The organism is Bacillus sp. CR71, from assembly GCF_003429245.1.
In the GTDB taxonomy this organism is placed as follows: Bacteria; Bacillota; Bacilli; order Bacillales; family Bacillaceae_G; genus Bacillus_A; species Bacillus_A thuringiensis_S.
Genome location: NZ_CP031748.1, coordinates 5,466,703 through 5,484,638, shown reverse-complemented (window position 1 = coordinate 5,484,638; position 17,936 = coordinate 5,466,703). Strand labels below are relative to the sequence as shown.

Below are 17,936 nucleotides of genomic sequence, written 5' to 3'. Positions count from 1 at the left end.
AAATTATGGGATTTTTTTCGAAAAGAAAACAAAAAATGATGGATAGTAATAACGAGAGAAGCGTGAAAAAAATAGTTGAGTTGTCTGTGGAAGAGATGAGAGGAATTCAAGGAGCGTCTAGTGAATCGAACGATTATCTCTATGACTCCTATGTAATTAGGAATCAAAGTTCCTTAGCTTTAAATAAGAGGTTTCTTTCTTAATTAAGAATCGTAAAAGAGTAGTTAGGCATAGTGAAGTGTCACTATACCTAAACTGCTCTTTTTATTTTGGAATTGAACAGAGATAAATTTAATGTTGTTATATATAAAATTAAGGGTTACTATTAGTATGTGGTAACAAATAATTGAGTTTATTATTTTCTTTCAATATTATTCAAATTTCGGTTGTAAGTTGTAAATATCATTAATACATATAAATTAATAATATTTTGGAATGGGCGTCTGCGTGAGGATTCTCCTTTTACCAAACTTATTGTACAATAGAAACAAGGGGGAGATTAGTTTGAAGGCAAGTCTTTTACAAGAACAAAGCTTACGTTTGGCAATGACACAAGAGTTAAGGCAAGCGATTACAATGCTTCAGTATAATGTACAAGAATTATCGGAGTTTTTGTATGAGCAATCGTTAGAGAATCCCCTTATTGAGTTAGGTGGTTTTGAGAGGGAGAAGAAAAAGAGCTCTAACAACAGTAAAAGTACCAGCAAACAAGTCGAGAATCAGATGGAAATCTACAGTGTGGATTCTACAACGATTCAGCAACATTTATTAAATCAAATACAGTATTATAAAATAGATGAAGAAGAGCGGAAAGTGGCTTCTTTCATTATTATGAACATGGATGGAAACGGGTATTTACAAGAAACGAATGAAGAGTTAGCAGAGCTCCTTTCTGCGCATATTCATGTAGTTGACCGCTCTGTAGAGCTTGTCCAATCACTGGAGCCAGCAGGGGTAGGGGCGCGTAATATTCAGGAATGTTTAACCTTACAATTGAAGCGCTTACAAAGAAGGGATGGATTAGCGGAAGATATTGTAGAGGAGCACTTTGCTTATTTCGTGAAGAAGGATTGGCGAAAGCTCGTTCATGTGCTGAAGTGTAGTAATGAAGAATTACAATCGGCGGTGAACTGTATTACATCATTGCAGCCGAAACCGGGCCTTGCGTATTCTTCGGATAAACCACTGTATATTGTGCCTGACATGGCAGTGAAAAAAGAAGGCGATCGCCTCGTTTTACAGATGAATGAGAGAAATATGCCGAGAATTGAAATTCACTCTGAGTACAGTGCGCTTCTTAATAATAGTGAAAGTGAAGTAGCATCTTACGTTTCAGAAAAGTATCAGCATGTGCAATGGATTATGCGCAGTTTGAAACAGAGAAAACAAACACTTCTGCAAGTGATGACGATTATTATGGAAAAACAACGTGATTTCTTTTGGGAAGGTCCAGCGTATTTGAAGCCGCTCGCTTTAAAAGAGGTGGCGGAAGAGCTAAGTGTGCATGAGTCTACGATTAGTCGTGCAACAAGAAATAAGTATGTGCAAACGCCACACGGTTTATTTGAGATGAAATCGTTCTTTAGTAATGCAGTTTCGACGACAGAGGATGAGGCAGTTTCAACGAAGCGAGTGAAACAGTTTATTCAAACGCTTGTGGAAGCAGAGAATAAGAAAAAGCCACTCTCAGATCAAAAGATTTCAAAATTATTAGAAGAAGAGCATGAAATTGTTATTTCTCGAAGAACGGTGGCGAAGTATAGAGAACAAATGCATATCCCAGCTTCGTCATTGCGAAAAACAATCGGATAGGTGAAGAAGATGAAAGTTGTGCTGTATACAAAAAAGAATTGTGGTCTTTGCGTGCAGGCGAAACAAGTTTTGCAGGAAGTACAATGTGAATATTCTTTTCAAATCGAGGAAATAGATATATATGAAGATAATGACCTTTTAGAAAAATATCATTTAATGATTCCGGTTGTAGAAATAGACGGAAAACAAGTAGAATATGGTAACATTCACAAAGGTGTCATAATAAACTATATAAAGAATGCAGTTAAGAGTTGAATAAGTTTCTATCTCCTGTTACAATAATACACGTAGCAGGGATTATTTTTTTAACCTATGTGGGACACAAAATGTCACTACGGGACGTAAAGTGACCACCAAGGAAAAATGAACCAATGTAGTGAGGAGAAAAGATATGCGCTCATGGATTCAGAACACAAAAAAATTATTACCTGATCTGCTACCTGTTATGCAAACGAGAATGCAAATTCTTCAATACATTAGGCTCATGCAGCCGATTGGAAGAAGAAACTTATCAGCAAGCCTCGGTATGACAGAACGAGTATTGCGAAGTGAAGTTCAAGTTTTGAAAGAACAAAACTTAGTTCACGTCGCTTCTTCTGGAATGACTTTGACAGAAGAAGGAACAGCTTTAGTTCTTGCTTTGGAAGACTTTATGAAAGAAATTTCCGGGTTAAAGGTTTTAGAAAAGCAACTTAAGGAAACATTAGACTTGGATGAAGTTTTCGTTGTCCCTGGTGATAGTGATGAATCACCTTGGGTCAAACTGGAGATGGGCCGTGCTTGTGTGACTTGTATAAAAGACCGTCTGACAGCGAATAATATCGTTGCTGTGGCTGGAGGAACTACGCTAGCTGCTGCTGCGGACATGATGCAACTTGATTGTAAAGATTTACATATGCTATTTGTCCCAGCACGTGGTGGAATCGGAGAAGGTGTTGAATTAGAAGCCAATACCATTTGTGCCAAGATGGCGCAAAATACGATGAGTAATTATCGCTTATTGTATGTTCCAGACCATGTTAGTAGCGAAGCATATGCGTCTATTGTGACAGAGCCTTCCGTGAAAGAAGTTCTTGAGTTGATTCGATCTTCCAATATCGTCATTCATGGAATAGGTGATGCGTTAACAATGGCACGTCGCAGAAGTACTTCGGAAGCAGATTGGTTAAAGATTCAAGCAAGCGAAGCAGTTGGTGAAGCTTTCGGTTACTACTTTAATGAAGAAGGAAATGTTGTTCATAAAGTAAGAACAGTTGGTATGCAATTAGAGGATTTACAAAATGTATCTCACGTTGTTGCAGTCGCTGGAGGTTCTTCAAAGGCAAAAGCAATACAGGCTGTAATTAAACAAGGGCACACTTCAATTCTAATTACAGATGAAGGTGCAGCAAAACAGTTAACAAAGGGTTTTACCCTTTAATATAATCCCCCAAGGAGGAAATTCAAATGACTAAAATTGGTATTAATGGATTTGGACGTATCGGACGTAACGTATTCCGCGCAGCTCTTAACAACTCTGAGGTAGAAGTAGTAGCAATCAACGACTTAACAGATGCTAAAACATTAGCTCACCTTTTAAAATATGACACAGTTCACGGAACTTTAAATGCAGAAGTATCTGCTAACGAAAACAGCATCGTTGTTAACGGTAAAGAAATTAAAGTTATCGCTGAGCGTGACCCAGCTCAATTACCATGGAGCGACTACGGAGTAGAAGTAGTAGTAGAATCTACTGGCCGTTTCACTAAAAAATCAGACGCTGAAAAACACTTAGGTGGATCAGTTAAGAAAGTTATCATCTCAGCTCCAGCTTCTGACGAAGATATCACTGTAGTTATGGGTGTTAACCACGAACAATACGATGCAGCTAACCACAACGTAGTATCTAACGCTTCTTGTACTACAAACTGTCTAGCTCCATTCGCTAAAGTATTAAACGAAAAATTCGGCGTAAAACGCGGAATGATGACAACAATTCACTCTTACACTAACGACCAACAAATCTTAGACTTACCACACAAAGATTTACGTCGTGCTCGTGCAGCAGCTGAAAACATGATCCCAACATCTACTGGTGCAGCTAAAGCTGTAGCATTAGTATTACCAGAACTTAAAGGTAAATTAAACGGTGGCGCTGTACGTGTTCCAACTGCTAACGTTTCTCTTGTTGACTTAGTTGTTGAACTTGACAAAGAAGTAACAGTTGAAGATGTAAACGCAGCATTCAAAGCAGCAGCTGAAGGCGAATTAAAAGGTATCCTTGGATACAGCGAAGAGCCATTAGTATCTATCGACTATAACGGATGTACAGCTTCTTCTACAATCGATGCATTATCTACAATGGTAATGGAAGGTAACATGGTTAAAGTACTTTCTTGGTACGATAACGAAACTGGTTACTCTAACCGCGTAGTAGACTTAGCAGCTTACATGACTTCTAAAGGTCTTTAATTCTTAATTATATAAGCAATCAATGACAAAACGAGGGAGAGGGTTTGTTCCCTCTCTCTCTTCTTTCGTTTTAAAAGCAAATGTGTTAAGCTTTTGAATGGGTTTTGTCAATCCTAACTAGTAGTCGGAGGGAAATCCAATGAACAAAAAATCAATTCGTGACGTAGATTTAAAAGGTAAGCGTGTATTTTGCCGCGTTGATTTCAACGTACCTATGAAAGAAGGCAAAATTACAGATGAAACTCGTATCCGTGCAGCTCTTCCTACAATTCAATATTTAGTAGAGCAAGGTGCGAAAGTTATTTTAGCAAGCCACTTAGGCCGTCCAAAAGGTCAAGCGGTAGAAGAATTACGTCTTACTCCAGTAGCAGCACGTTTAGGTGAGCTTCTTGGTAAAGATGTTAAAAAAGCAGACGAAGCATTCGGACCAGTTGCACAAGAAATGGTTGCAGCAATGAACGAAGGCGACGTATTAGTTCTTGAAAACGTACGTTTCTATGCGGGCGAAGAAAAGAACGATGCAGAACTTGCGAAAGAATTTGCAGCACTTGCTGACATCTTCGTAAACGATGCATTCGGTGCAGCTCACCGTGCTCACGCTTCTACAGCAGGTGTCGCAGACTACCTACCAGCAGTATCTGGTCTATTAATGGAAAAAGAGTTAGATGTATTAGGTAAAGCACTTTCTAACCCAGAACGTCCATTTACAGCTATTATTGGTGGTGCGAAAGTAAAAGATAAAATCGGTGTAATTCGTCATCTATTAGACAAAGTAGATAACTTAATCATCGGTGGCGGACTTGCTTACACGTTCGTTAAAGCTTTAGGTCATGAAATTGGTCTATCTCTATGTGAAGACGACAAGATTGAACTAGCTAAAGAATTTATGCAACTTGCAAAAGAAAAAGGCGTAAACTTCTACATGCCAGTTGATGTTGTAATCACTGAGGAATTCTCTGAAACTGCAACAACTCAAATCGTTGGTATCGACTCTATCCCTTCTAACTGGGAAGGCGTAGACATCGGTCCTAAAACACGTGAAATTTATGCAGATGTAATTAAAAACTCTAAGCTTGTTGTATGGAATGGACCAATGGGTGTATTCGAAATGACTCCATTCGCAGAAGGTACAAAAGCAGTAGGACAAGCATTAGCAGATGCAGAAGATACATACTCTGTTATCGGCGGTGGTGACTCTGCAGCAGCTGTTGAAAAATTCGGTATGGCTGATAAAATGAGCCACATTTCTACTGGCGGCGGTGCGTCATTAGAATTCATGGAAGGTAAAGAGCTTCCAGGTGTAGTTTGTCTTAACGACAAATAAGTAGCAGCCAAAGAAAAAGGACGGTGCAAAGCATGCGTAAACCAATTATCGCAGGTAACTGGAAAATGAATAAAACTCTATCTGAAGCAGTTAGCTTCGTAGAGGAAGTTAAAGGTCAAATCCCAGCAGCTTCAGCTGTTGATGCAGTAGTTTGCTCTCCAGCTCTATTCTTAGAGCGCCTTGTAGCAGCAACTGAAGGAACTGATTTACAAGTAGGTGCACAAAACATGCACTTCGAAAAAAATGGTGCATTCACTGGCGAAATTAGCCCAGTAGCACTTAGCGACTTAAAAGTAGGCTACGTAGTACTTGGCCACTCTGAGCGTCGTGAAATGTTTGCTGAAACAGACGAATCAGTAAACAAAAAGACTCTAGCAGCATTTGAACATGGTTTAACACCAATCGTATGTTGTGGTGAGACTTTAGAAGAGCGCGAAAGCGGAAAAACATTTGATCTAGTAGCAGGTCAAGTGACAAAAGCACTTGCAGGTTTAACAGAAGAGCAAGTTAAAGCAACTGTTATCGCTTATGAGCCTATCTGGGCTATCGGTACAGGTAAATCTTCTTCTTCTGCAGATGCAAATGAAGTATGTGCGCACATCCGTAAAGTTGTTGCAGAAGCTGTTTCTCCAGAAGCTGCAGAAGCTGTTCGTATTCAATACGGCGGTAGCGTAAAACCAGAAAACATTAAAGAGTATATGGCACAATCTGACATCGACGGCGCTTTAGTTGGCGGTGCTAGCTTAGAGCCGGCTTCGTTCTTAGGTCTTCTGGGGGCGGTAAAATGAGAAAGCCAACAGCTTTAATCATCCTTGACGGTTTCGGACTTCGTGAAGAAACTCACGGGAATGCTGTAGCACAAGCTAAGAAACCTAATTTTGATGGTTACTGGAACAAATTCCCTCATACAACGCTTACAGCTTGTGGTGAGGAAGTAGGTCTTCCAGAAGGTCAAATGGGTAACTCTGAGGTTGGTCACTTAAATATTGGTGCTGGCCGCATAGTATATCAAAGCTTAACACGCGTAAACGTTGCAATTCGTGAAGGTGAGTTCGATCAGAACGAAACATTCCAAAATGCAATTAAAAGCGTAAAAGAAAAAGGTACTGCTCTTCATTTATTCGGTTTACTTTCTGATGGTGGTGTGCACAGTCACATGAACCATATGTTTGCTCTTCTTCGCTTAGCAGCAAAAGAAGGTGTGGAGAAAGTTTACATCCATGCGTTCTTAGACGGCCGCGATGTTGGACCACAAACAGCAAAAGGTTATATCGATGCAGCAAATGAAGTAATTAAAGAAACAGGAGTAGGACAATTCGCGACTATCTCTGGTCGTTATTACTCCATGGACCGTGACAAGCGTTGGGATCGCGTAGAAAAATGTTACAGTGCTATGGTGAATGGTGAAGGCCCTACTTATAAATCAGCAGAAGAGTGTGTAGAAGACTCTTATGCGAACGGTATCTATGATGAATTCGTATTGCCGTCTGTAATTGTTAACGAAGATAACACGCCAGTTGCAACAATCAATGATGATGATGCAGTTATCTTCTATAACTTCCGTCCAGACCGTGCAATTCAAATTGCTCGTGTATTTACAAACGAAGACTTCCGTGAGTTCGATCGTGGTGAAAAAGTACCTCACATTCCAGAATTCGTATGTATGACACACTTCAGTGAAACTGTGAATGGTTACGTGGCATTCAAGCCAATGAACCTTGATAACACTTTAGGTGAAGTTGTTGCGCAAGCGGGATTAAAGCAACTTCGCATCGCGGAAACCGAAAAGTATCCGCACGTTACATTCTTCTTTAGCGGTGGTCGTGAGGCTGAATTCCCAGGAGAAGAGCGTATCTTAATTAACTCACCGAAGGTTGCAACGTATGACTTGAAACCTGAAATGAGCATTTACGAAGTAACGGACGCTTTAGTAAATGAAATCGAAAATGATAAACATGATGTTATCATTCTTAACTTTGCAAACTGTGATATGGTTGGCCATTCTGGGATGATGGAACCAACAATTAAAGCAGTAGAAGCAACTGACGAATGTTTAGGAAAAGTTGTAGAAGCGATTCTTGCAAAAGATGGTGTAGCACTTATTACTGCTGACCATGGTAATGCCGATCAGGAGTTAACTGCTGATGGCGAGCCGATGACAGCTCATACAACTAACCCGGTTCCTTTCATCGTTACAAAAAATGATGTAGAGCTTCGTGAAGGTGGTATTTTAGGAGATATCGCTCCAACAATGCTTACACTTTTAAATGTGGAACAACCGAAAGAAATGACAGGTAAAACAATTATTAAATAATTTGCTTATATAAAAAGGAGAGAATTTATTATGTCAACAATTATTGATGTTTATGCTCGCGAAGTCCTTGACTCTCGTGGTAACCCAACTGTAGAAGTAGAAGTTTACACAGAAAGCGGTGCTTTCGGACGCGCTATCGTACCAAGTGGTGCATCTACTGGTGAGCACGAAGCAGTAGAATTACGTGACGGTGACAAATCTCGTTACCTTGGTAAAGGTGTTGTTAACGCAGTAAACAACGTTAACGAAATTATCGCTCCAGAAATCGCTGGTTTCGATGTAACTGACCAAGCTGGTATCGACCGTGCTATGATCGAATTAGACGGCACTCCAAACAAAGGTAAACTAGGCGCTAACGCTATCCTTGGTGTATCTATGGCAGTAGCTCACGCAGCAGCTGACTTCGTAGGTCTTCCATTATACCGTTACCTTGGTGGATTCAATGCAAAACAATTACCAACTCCAATGATGAACATCATCAACGGTGGTTCTCACGCTGATAACAACGTTGACTTCCAAGAGTTCATGATCTTACCAGTTGGTGCTCCAACATTCAAAGAATCAATCCGTATGGGTGCTGAAGTATTCCATGCACTTAAAGCTGTATTACATGACAAAGGTCTTAACACTGCAGTAGGTGACGAAGGTGGATTCGCTCCAAACCTTGGTTCTAACCGTGAAGCTTTAGAAGTAATCATCGAAGCTATCGAAAAAGCTGGTTACAAAGCTGGCGAGAACGTATTCTTAGGAATGGACGTTGCTTCTTCTGAGTTCTACAACAAAGAAACTGGTAAATATGACCTTGCAGGCGAAGGCCGTACTGGCTTAACTTCTGCAGAAATGGTTGATTTCTACGAAGAGCTTTGCAAAGACTTCCCAATCATCTCTATCGAAGATGGTTTAGACGAAAACGACTGGGATGGTCACAAATTATTAACTGAGCGTATCGGTGATAAAGTACAATTAGTTGGTGACGATTTATTCGTAACTAACACTCAAAAACTTGCTGAAGGTATCGAAAAAGGTATCTCTAACTCAATCTTAATTAAAGTTAACCAAATCGGTACTTTAACTGAGACTTTCGAAGCTATCGAAATGGCTAAACGTGCTGGTTACACAGCAGTTGTATCTCACCGTTCTGGTGAAACTGAAGATGCTACAATTGCTGACATCGCAGTTGCAACTAACGCTGGCCAAATCAAAACTGGTTCTATGAGCCGTACTGACCGTATTGCTAAGTACAACCAATTATTACGCATCGAAGACGAACTAGGCGAAATCGCTGTTTACGATGGTATCAAATCTTTCTATAACATCAAACGATAATTGTAGAAAATAACGACAGACCGTGAGAAATCACGGTCTGTTTTTTTATGCTAAAATTGTTCGCCCGTCATAAGTGACATGAAATGTTTGAAGAAGCGGTTATAATCAAAATCAATTGCGATTTGATGACTCGGCCAATCAATAAATGGCTTAGATTCTCCTAAAGAGCGAAATTCTCCAATGCTTGCCCCCTGCGCATAAGATTCTGTCATGACAACGATAGGTGATTTGTGATAGGTAAACATAGAGTTATCAAGTAAAGCGAGTATTGGCATTGTGTCATGGAAGGGGCTACCCTTTAAATGTGGTAGGGCGTCTTTATAATATCCGTAGTAATAATGATCGAATAAAGGTTTGACAAGTGGGGCTTTTCCTTTTGTTTCAATATACTCCGCCATCTCGGGTGTAATGACGGAATATTGGGTGACGTTTAATGGGTATATGTACATGTTAGCTGTAGATTGGAGGACTATATTAGCAGCAGTAGGATCGCCATAAAAGTTTGCTTCGGAAATAGGGGTAACATTACCAGGGTGTAAAAAGGCACCGCCCATTACGTAGTAAGATTTAACTTGCTTCATTAACTGTTGACATACGATGAATAAAATTGCTAGGGAGGTAAGTCTTCCTAAACTTACAATGATTAATTCATCTTTATACTGCTCAATAAGAGGAATAACTTCAAAAAAATTCTCCATGTCTCCGTTAGTCACATTTACCTTTGGAATAATTGGCCCGAGCCCCTGTTTCCCATGTACATCCGTAAAAAACGCAGGTGGGGCACCAGTAAGAGGACGTTCTGAACCACCGAATATCTTGATATTTCTATTCTTTGTTTCGTTATTAAAAAAATGAGCATTTTGTACGGCCATTTTTTTCGGGACATTGCCGTAATCAGCAACAATACCGATAATTTCTATTTCATCAATAAAGAAAGCTAAGAGGAGAGCCATCGTATCATCAATCCCAGGATCACAAAAAATGAGAACTTTTTTTGGCATATGTTCACCACCTATCTTGTTTATCCCTTACAAACCCGCTTGATGAGGGCTAACAATCAGTATGGATGTGGGAATCCTCATGGATTAAAGTTTCACTTTATATATATGTAAGCTTAAGGATAAAAAGATTATTTTATTGAAATAATAGTCTTATAAATTCAGAAAATAAAAACTTTTTATATTAGGTCAAGGTTTTTGACGTAATTTTCGTTTGGAAATGCAGTCATATCAAGGTTGTAAGCGTATAACACAGGCTGTTTTTGCTGTCAAGTTGATAAATTGCAGCTTTTTACAATTTATACTATGATAAAGATATTAACAGAAGATCGTATAAACATGAGGGATGATGAACATGAAATTTACAAAGATTCTTGTCCAAATTGCTGCTCTTTACGTGTTTTATATGGTTGGAACTTGGGTGCAAGAAATGCTAAATATTCCAATTCCAGGAAGTTTGATTGGGATGTTCCTCTTACTTGTTTTACTTAGCCTAAAAGTTCTTCCAGTGAAATGGTTCGATTTAGGAGCAGAAACACTCGTTGCTATTATGCCGTTTTTATTAATTCCGCCAACGCTTGGCTTAATGAATTACGGTGCTTTTTTTATGAGTAAAGGAATTTCTCTTTTCATTACAGTTGTAGCGAGTACATTTTTAATTATTATTGTCGCAGGACATACAGGACAATATCTTGCGAATAGGAAGGAAAGAGAGTCGCGATGAGCCAAATATTAATCGGAATCGGTTGGGTTCTTTTTACGGTGCTATTATATCAATTATCTAAAAAAATCTATAAATTATTTCCAACACCATTCACCATTCCAATGCTTGTAGCAACAGGATTAATGGCTTTCCTATTTATCGTGCTTGATATACCATATCAACATTATATGGAAAGTGGTGGTGGCTGGATTGCAAAGCTACTTGGACCCGGTGTTGTAGCATTTGCAATTCCTCTTTATAAACAACGTCATGTTCTGCAAAAGTATGTTGTCCCGATTGCCGGCGGGGTATTAGTAGGTACAACAGTTGCAATCGCTAGTGATTTTGCCATTGCTTCACTTATGGGAACAGATAAAAGCTTAATCTTATCGTCTTTACCAAAATCGGTGACAATGCCAGTTGCGATGAGCGTTTCTGAACAAGTTGGTGGTGTACCTTCCTTAACAGCAGCTTTCGTTGTTATCGCAGGTATTACTGGAACGATTACAGGACCTCTCTTATTAAAATGGAGCCGTGTTACAAACTCAGTTGGTAAAGGTATCGGATTTGGATGTGCTTCTCATATTATGGGCGTTATGAGAGCGATGAAAAATAACGAACATGAAGGTGTTATTGGATCGGTAACAATGACATTAACAGCAATTTTGACATGTTTACTTGGACCGTTATTTGCAATGATGTTTATGTAATGGAAGAAAAGCGGGAGCGACTCTATAGCTCTCGCTTTTCTATAGGATTTATGCTACAGTTACAATAACTGAATCTTTGTAGGAGGTACGCCAAGTGCATACGTTATTATCCGTTTTACTTATTACTGTATCGATTTTAATGATTGTTATGGTACTTATGCAGTCTAGTAATAGCTCAGGCCTTTCAGGTGCAATTTCAGGCGGTGCAGAGCAATTATTTGGTAAGCAAAAAGCACGTGGAATTGAAGCAGTATTAAACCGTATCACAATTGTTTTAGCTGTATTGTTCTTTGTATTAACAATTGCTGTTACGTACTTAAACTTATAGAATTGAAAGAAGAAGCGTTAGTAAGATGTACTAATGGTTCTTCTTTTTTGTTTTGCCATTTGAAAGATGTTTCTAATTAGATTATAGAAATATAAATATGGTACACTAGATATAGAAAGAATACGACTAGATTACAGAAGAGAAAGAGGAGAAGTACATGATGAAATTAGCATCTCCGAAACCATTTACATTTGAGGGTGGAGACCGCGCTGTTTTATTACTACATGGATTCACAGGGAACTCAGCTGATGTACGTATGTTAGGGCGTTTCTTAGAGAAGAAAGGCTACACTTGTCATGCGCCAATTTATAAAGGGCACGGTGTACCACCAGAAGAGCTTGTTCATACAGGCCCTACAGATTGGTGGCAAGATGTAACGGAGGCATATCAGCTTTTAAAAGATAAAGGTTTTGAGAAAATTGCTGTTGTTGGATTGTCACTTGGCGGCGTATTTTCTTTAAAATTAGGTTATACAGTACCGGTTTTAGGTGTAGTACCAATGTGTGCACCGATGTATATTAAGAGCGAAGAAACGATGTACCAAGGTATATTGGCATATGCCCGCGAATATAAAAAGCGTGAGCAAAAGTCACCAGAGCAAATCGAACAAGAAATGTTGGAATTCCAAAAGACACCGATGAATACATTAAAAGCATTACAACAATTAATTGCTGACGTACGTAACAATGTGGATATGATTTATGCACCAACATTTGTTGTACAAGCACGTCATGACGAAATGATTAATACAGATAGTGCTAACATTATTTATAACGGTGTAGAATCTACGTTAAAAGACATTAAATGGTATGAAGACTCTACGCATGTCATTACACTTGATAAACAACGTGATGAGCTACATGAGGATGTATATAACTTCTTGGAGCAACTAGATTGGTAAGATCTAGTTGCCTCTTTTTTTCATAAGGAATTTTTTGTGAAAACTGTAAAAATCATAAGGGGAGTATTGAAGTTTCGCTTTATACATCCCCTATCTTTCGGATACACTAAATAATATAAGGTTTTAAAGGAGGTATTTTTGCTTGGAAGAAATCACACAAGAACATATTGATAAGTTGTTATTATTTATGAGAGAAGAAGCGTATAAACCGCTAACGATACAAGAGTTAGAAGAGGCATTTGGAATTGAAGGTTCTGAGGGCTTTAAAGATTTTGTAAAAGCACTTGTAATGATGGAAGAGAAGGGACTTGTTATTCGTACACGTAGTAATCGATACGGTCTTCCTGAAAAGATGAATTTAGTACGAGGTAAGTTAATTGGACATGCACGTGGCTTTGCTTTCGTTGTGCCAGAAGAGAAGAAAACTGGAGACGATGATCTTTTCATCCCTCCTACAGAATTAAACGGTGCACTTCATGGCGATACAGTATTAGCACGCCTTAGTTCTCAATCGAGCGGTTCACGTCAAGAAGGTTCAATTGTACGCATTTTAGAGCGTGGAACGAAAGAACTTGTTGGTACATATACAGAATCGAAAAACTTTGGATTTGTTATACCTGACAATAAGCGCTGGACGAGTGATATCTTTATCTTGAAAAGTGCATCAATGGGTGCTGTAGAAGGTCATAAAGTAGTTGTGAAAATTACGAGCTATCCAGAAAACCGTTTAAGCGCAGAAGGTGAAGTTATTCAAATTCTAGGTCATAAAAATGATCCAGGAGTAGATATTTTATCTGTCATTCATAAACATCATTTACCTTTAGCATTCCCTGAAGAAGTGATGGAGCATGCAAACAGTGTACCAGAAACGATTTCAGAAGAAGATTTAAAGGATCGTCGTGATTTACGTGATCAAATGATTGTAACGATTGATGGTGCAGACGCGAAAGACTTAGATGATGCTGTTACAGTAACGAAGCTTGAGAACGGTAACTACAAGCTTGGTGTTCACATTGCGGATGTAAGTCATTATGTTCAAGAAGGTTCTCCAATTGATGTAGAAGCAGCGGAAAGAGCGACGAGTGTGTATCTTGTTGACCGTGTAATTCCGATGATTCCACATCGTCTATCTAACGGTATTTGCTCATTAAATCCGAAAGTAGACCGTCTGACATTATCTTGTGAAATGGAAATCAACAACTTAGGTGATGTTGTTAAACACGAGATTTTCCAAAGTGTGATTAAAACGACAGAGCGTATGACGTATGCTGACGTAAGAAGCATTTTAGAAGATGAGGACGAAGAGTTAATTAAGCGTTATGAGCCATTAGTACCGATGTTTAAAGAGATGGGTCAATTGGCACAAATTCTACGTGAAAAACGTATGCGCCGTGGTGCAATTGACTTTGACTTTAAAGAAGCGAAAGTATTAGTAGATGAAGAAGGAAAACCGACTGATGTTGTTATGCGCGATCGTTCTGTATCAGAGAAGTTAATTGAAGAATTTATGCTTGTTGCGAATGAAACAGTAGCAGAGCACTTCCACTGGATGAACGTACCGTTTATGTACCGTGTCCATGAAGATCCGAAAGAAGATAAGCTTGAGCGTTTCTTCGAGTTTGTAACGAACTTCGGATATGCGGTAAAAGGACGTGCGAATGAAGTACACCCTCGTGCGCTGCAACAAATTCTTGAAATGGTTCAAGGACAGCCTGAAGAAGTAGTTATTTCAACGGTTATGCTTCGTTCTATGAAGCAAGCTCGTTACGATGCGGATAGTTTAGGGCATTTCGGTTTATCAACTGAGTTCTACACACATTTCACATCACCAATTCGTCGTTACCCAGATACAATCGTTCATAGATTAATTCGTGAATACATTATTAATGGTAAAGTCGACAATGAAACGCAAGCAAAATGGCGTGAAAAATTACCTGAGATTGCAGAGCACTCTTCTAATATGGAACGCCGTGCTGTTGAAGCAGAGCGTGAAACAGATGAGATGAAAAAAGCAGAGTATATGGTTGATAAGATCGGTGAAGAGTATGACGGTATGATTAGCTCTGTAACAAACTTCGGTTTATTCGTAGAGCTTCCAAATACAATTGAAGGTCTTGTACACGTTAGCTACTTAACGGATGATTACTACCGTTATGACGAGCAGCATTTCGCTATGATCGGAGAGCGTACAGGAAACGTATTCCGCATCGGTGACGAAATTACAATTCGTGTTATTAACGTAAATAAAGACGAGCGTGCAATCGACTTTGAAATCGTTGGCATGAAAGGTACACCTCGTCGTAAGTTCAAAGATCGTCCAGTCGTTATCGAGCAGCCAAGAACAGGCAGAAAGAAACGCGGTGGACGTAGCGAGCGCAGTAATGAGCGCGGCGGTGAACGTGGCACAGGTAGAAAGTTTGACCGTGGTGGCAAAGGTAAAAGCACAGGAAGAGGATCCGCATCAGCAACAGCATCCACGTCTGCTAGTCAGCCAGGGAAAAAAGATGGTAATGGCAAGAAGAAAAAAGGATTCTTCGAAAACGTACCAGGATTCAAGAAGAAAAAGAAAAAGCGTAAGTAAGAAAAGGATGGCTTCGCTTTGATGAAAAGCGAGGCTTTTTCTTTTTTTATTAGTGGCTTGAGAGCGAGCCACTTTCGCTTTCTAATGGAATCCAGCTACAGTGGCTAGAATGTTCGGCGGCTTCACTTCTTCCCGAGAGGCAAAGAGCGCCTCAAGGTCAGAAGCTCCATCCGTCTCACATTCTGAACGAGCCACTTTCGCTTTTTATTAACATTTGTTACAATAGTAAAAATAGAGGAGGGACGTTATATGCCAAAGGGTACAGGTAAGGTTATTGCACAAAATAAAAAAGCATTTCATGATTATTTCATCGAAGAAACATACGAGGCAGGGCTTGTCCTTCAAGGAACGGAAATTAAGTCGATTCGCGCTGGTCGCGTGAACTTGAAAGATGCGTTTGCACGTATACATAACGGTGAAGTATGGGTTCATAATATGCACATTAATACATACGAACAAGGGAATCGTTTCAACCATGATCCACTTCGTACGAGAAAATTACTTCTTCATAAAAAAGAAATTGATAAGCTAGCGGGCGCTGCAAAAGAAACAGGTTACGCATTAGTTCCACTTAGAATCTATTTGAAAAATGGATTTGCAAAAATGGCACTTGGTTTAGCAAAAGGTAAGAAACAATATGATAAACGTCACGATTTAAAAGAGAAAGAAGCGAAACGTGAAATTGCACGCGTGTTCCGTGATCGCCAAAAGATGTAATACAGATATTTACATTTGTAAAACGGCGCGCGTATGATATAATAACTTATGTAAGGTTGTTGCACATTGAAAAACAGCTCTTAGTAGCTATCACGATATTTTCTTCGTATGCTCCATTTTTATCATGGGGACGTTACGGATTCGACAGGGATAGTTCGAGCTTAGGTTGCGAGTCGAGGGGATCGGCCTCGTTAAAACGTCAAAGCCTATAATTGGCAAACAAAACAATCTTTCTTTAGCTGCTTAATTGCACTAAAGGTTCCTCCCTCCATCGTCCATGTGGTAGGGTAAGGGACTCAAACTAAGTGGACTACGCCGGAGTTCGCCGTCTGAGGGCGAAGGAAGAGAACAATCAGACTAGCAACTTGGAAGCCTGTCGATAGGCCGAAGAGTTCGCGAAATGCTAATATATCGACTACACTCGTAGAAGCTTAAGTGCCGATATTTTTGGACGTGGGTTCGACTCCCACCGTCTCCACCAATACATATTTGGTGGTTTTTTTATTTTGTGTGATTTGAACCATAAATTTGCCACTTTGGCAAGGTTATGGTTCTTTTTGTTTGCGGCAAAGATATGGTTCTAACAAACTCTTTTTATATTACTTATAAAAGGAGTAGCATCATGGAAATGGGTATATACAACGTTAAGAAAATTACAACATATAAAAAGGAAATTCCTAAGTGCAAAGGAATTTCCTTTTTATAACTGGCTCATGTTGCTAGCACCTTCTTTAATTTAATTACATTTACTCCCTCATTTTTCTAATAATGGAGCAAACTTTTCATGTTTATAAATTCCTTCAGATTCTGAAAATGCTTGAGAAAGAACAGTATCAATAGACTTAATTAATGAATTTAGGGCATATTGGACTGAACCATTCTCGAAATCCTCTAATTTCTCCGGTAATTCATCTTCGTCTAAAATAAAGTATTCACCATTTGGAAGTGCTAAAATATCAATAATTAAATCTTCAAAAGTCACCATTTTATCATTTATACATGTATTCTTTACAATGTTAAAATAGGAGCCTAGGTAATTCCCTTTATTGTCCCTCCAGAAATATAAATTATATGGACGATCTTTCCAATAATAAGCTATTGTATAACTTCCTCTAGGAATCGTTAATTTGTTTCGACCAGCCAACATTGTAAAGGAGTCTTCGATAATGTGAAATAGCACAAGGCTTTGATCTTGTGCATTTAAAAACTTACATTTATATTCTAGAACTTTAGAATCATATCGTATTTTCCTCTCTATAATTTCATCGCAGTGACATTGATGTGTATTTAAATTAAACAAAATTGTATTCACCCCTTCTTTAATCTACTAAATTAATTATAGTATAAGTTGGTAAAACTGTATGCCTCCTCTTGCGGTCAGCTTATGGGTTAATAATTAACTTACGGCCAAATTATGCTTCCCATTCTAGTGAATAATTAAATAATTATCTGCAAAAACAAGGGTTTTCTGGCAAACTTATGCTTCCTGTAGCGGCAACTTTATGGGTAAAGTCAAATTGTATGATATGAACCATAACTTTGCCAGGTTGGCGAGGTTATGGTTTTTTTGTTTGTGGTTTTATAGAATGCTGAAGTTGATGGGACGGTATCCTTGAAACAGAGAATAAAAAAATGGTTATTGATGATAAGTAGGGAGGTACTATAGCTGCTAGTAAACGCCCAACTGGTGAGTTTGTATTAAAATTTTAATTTATTACAATCTTCATATGTTTTGTGTTTTTAACCATACCTATTGTAAGATTATATAGAG

At 38.9% G+C, this 17,936-nt stretch carries 17 protein-coding genes and 1 other RNA gene; 16 read left to right on the top strand and 2 right to left on the bottom strand.

The window, feature by feature from the left end; genetic code table 11:
- Nucleotides 1-5 precede the first annotated feature (5 nt).
- The 9 genes from DOS87_RS27835 to eno all read left to right on the top strand — a co-directional run bounded on the left by DOS87_RS27835 (nt 6) and on the right by eno (nt 9,227).
- On the top strand, nt 6-203 hold the full coding sequence (locus DOS87_RS27835) for a hypothetical protein (RefSeq protein ID WP_000505575.1): 198 nt from the start codon (nt 6-8) through the stop codon (nt 201-203).
- 301 nt (nt 204-504) lie between these two features.
- Complete coding sequence (gene rpoN / locus DOS87_RS27830) at nt 505-1,812, top strand: RNA polymerase factor sigma-54 (RefSeq protein WP_000647951.1); 1,308 nt, start codon at nt 505-507, stop codon at nt 1,810-1,812.
- Between the two features lie 9 nt (nt 1,813-1,821).
- Entirely contained in the window at nt 1,822-2,067 is a 246-nt protein-coding gene (locus DOS87_RS27825) for a glutaredoxin family protein (protein ID WP_000869737.1), read from the top strand.
- A 136-nt stretch (nt 2,068-2,203) separates the two neighbouring features.
- Nucleotides 2,204-3,232: a gapA transcriptional regulator CggR gene (cggR, locus tag DOS87_RS27820; RefSeq protein WP_001258185.1), complete on the top strand. Its 1,029-nt coding sequence runs from the start codon at nt 2,204-2,206 to the stop codon at nt 3,230-3,232.
- A gap of 26 nt (nt 3,233-3,258) precedes the next feature.
- The gene (gene gap / locus DOS87_RS27815) at nt 3,259-4,263 is read left to right on the top strand and encodes a type I glyceraldehyde-3-phosphate dehydrogenase (protein ID WP_000161234.1); all 1,005 of its coding nucleotides are present in this window, start codon (nt 3,259-3,261) and stop codon (nt 4,261-4,263) included.
- A gap of 139 nt (nt 4,264-4,402) precedes the next feature.
- Nucleotides 4,403-5,587, top strand: coding sequence for a phosphoglycerate kinase (locus tag DOS87_RS27810; protein ID WP_208730159.1), 1,185 nt, complete (start codon nt 4,403-4,405; stop codon nt 5,585-5,587).
- Nucleotides 5,588-5,619: 32 nt separating this feature from the next.
- The gene (tpiA, locus tag DOS87_RS27805) at nt 5,620-6,375 is read left to right on the top strand and encodes a triose-phosphate isomerase (protein ID WP_001231042.1); all 756 of its coding nucleotides are present in this window, start codon (nt 5,620-5,622) and stop codon (nt 6,373-6,375) included.
- A complete protein-coding gene (gene gpmI, locus DOS87_RS27800; protein WP_001231141.1) occupies nt 6,372-7,901 on the top strand; it encodes a 2,3-bisphosphoglycerate-independent phosphoglycerate mutase in 1,530 nt (509 codons plus the stop codon). Before tpiA ends, gpmI begins: the two co-directional genes overlap by 4 nt.
- 30 nt (nt 7,902-7,931) lie before the next feature.
- Nucleotides 7,932-9,227 carry a phosphopyruvate hydratase gene (eno, locus tag DOS87_RS27795; protein WP_000103951.1) on the top strand — a complete coding sequence of 432 codons (1,296 nt, stop codon included), beginning with the start codon at nt 7,932-7,934 and terminating at the stop codon, nt 9,225-9,227.
- A gap of 50 nt (nt 9,228-9,277) precedes the next feature.
- Here eno and DOS87_RS27790 read toward each other — a convergent pair whose 3' ends face one another.
- Entirely contained in the window at nt 9,278-10,228 is a 951-nt protein-coding gene (locus tag DOS87_RS27790; protein WP_208730158.1) for a nucleoside hydrolase, read from the bottom strand.
- Nucleotides 10,229-10,580: 352 nt separating this feature from the next.
- Here DOS87_RS27790 and DOS87_RS27785 point away from each other — a divergent pair, with 352 nt between their 5' ends.
- From DOS87_RS27785 to ssrA, 7 genes are all read left to right on the top strand, one after another.
- The gene (locus DOS87_RS27785) at nt 10,581-10,949 is read left to right on the top strand and encodes a CidA/LrgA family holin-like protein (RefSeq protein WP_000673222.1); all 369 of its coding nucleotides are present in this window, start codon (nt 10,581-10,583) and stop codon (nt 10,947-10,949) included.
- Complete coding sequence (locus tag DOS87_RS27780) at nt 10,946-11,638, top strand: LrgB family protein (protein WP_000078304.1); 693 nt, start codon at nt 10,946-10,948, stop codon at nt 11,636-11,638. Before DOS87_RS27785 ends, DOS87_RS27780 begins: the two co-directional genes overlap by 4 nt.
- A gap of 94 nt (nt 11,639-11,732) precedes the next feature.
- Nucleotides 11,733-11,966 carry a preprotein translocase subunit SecG gene (gene secG, locus DOS87_RS27775; RefSeq protein ID WP_000557266.1) on the top strand — a complete coding sequence of 78 codons (234 nt, stop codon included), beginning with the start codon at nt 11,733-11,735 and terminating at the stop codon, nt 11,964-11,966.
- 160 nt (nt 11,967-12,126) lie between these two features.
- On the top strand, nt 12,127-12,867 hold the full coding sequence (estA, locus tag DOS87_RS27770) for a carboxylesterase (RefSeq protein WP_000761986.1): 741 nt from the start codon (nt 12,127-12,129) through the stop codon (nt 12,865-12,867).
- 142 nt (nt 12,868-13,009) lie between these two features.
- Nucleotides 13,010-15,448, top strand: coding sequence for a ribonuclease R (rnr, locus tag DOS87_RS27765; RefSeq protein WP_000391343.1), 2,439 nt, complete (start codon nt 13,010-13,012; stop codon nt 15,446-15,448).
- A gap of 249 nt (nt 15,449-15,697) precedes the next feature.
- Complete coding sequence (gene smpB / locus DOS87_RS27760; RefSeq protein ID WP_001123917.1) at nt 15,698-16,165, top strand: SsrA-binding protein; 468 nt, start codon at nt 15,698-15,700, stop codon at nt 16,163-16,165.
- Nucleotides 16,166-16,291: 126 nt separating this feature from the next.
- Nucleotides 16,292-16,646, top strand: a transfer-messenger RNA (tmRNA) gene (ssrA, locus tag DOS87_RS27755).
- A 273-nt stretch (nt 16,647-16,919) separates the two neighbouring features.
- Here the strand turns inward: ssrA and DOS87_RS27750 are convergent.
- Nucleotides 16,920-17,465, bottom strand: a complete 546-nt coding sequence (locus DOS87_RS27750; RefSeq protein WP_000482658.1) for a ribonuclease FAU-1 family protein — start codon at nt 17,463-17,465, stop codon at nt 16,920-16,922.
- Nucleotides 17,466-17,936 lie beyond the last annotated feature (471 nt).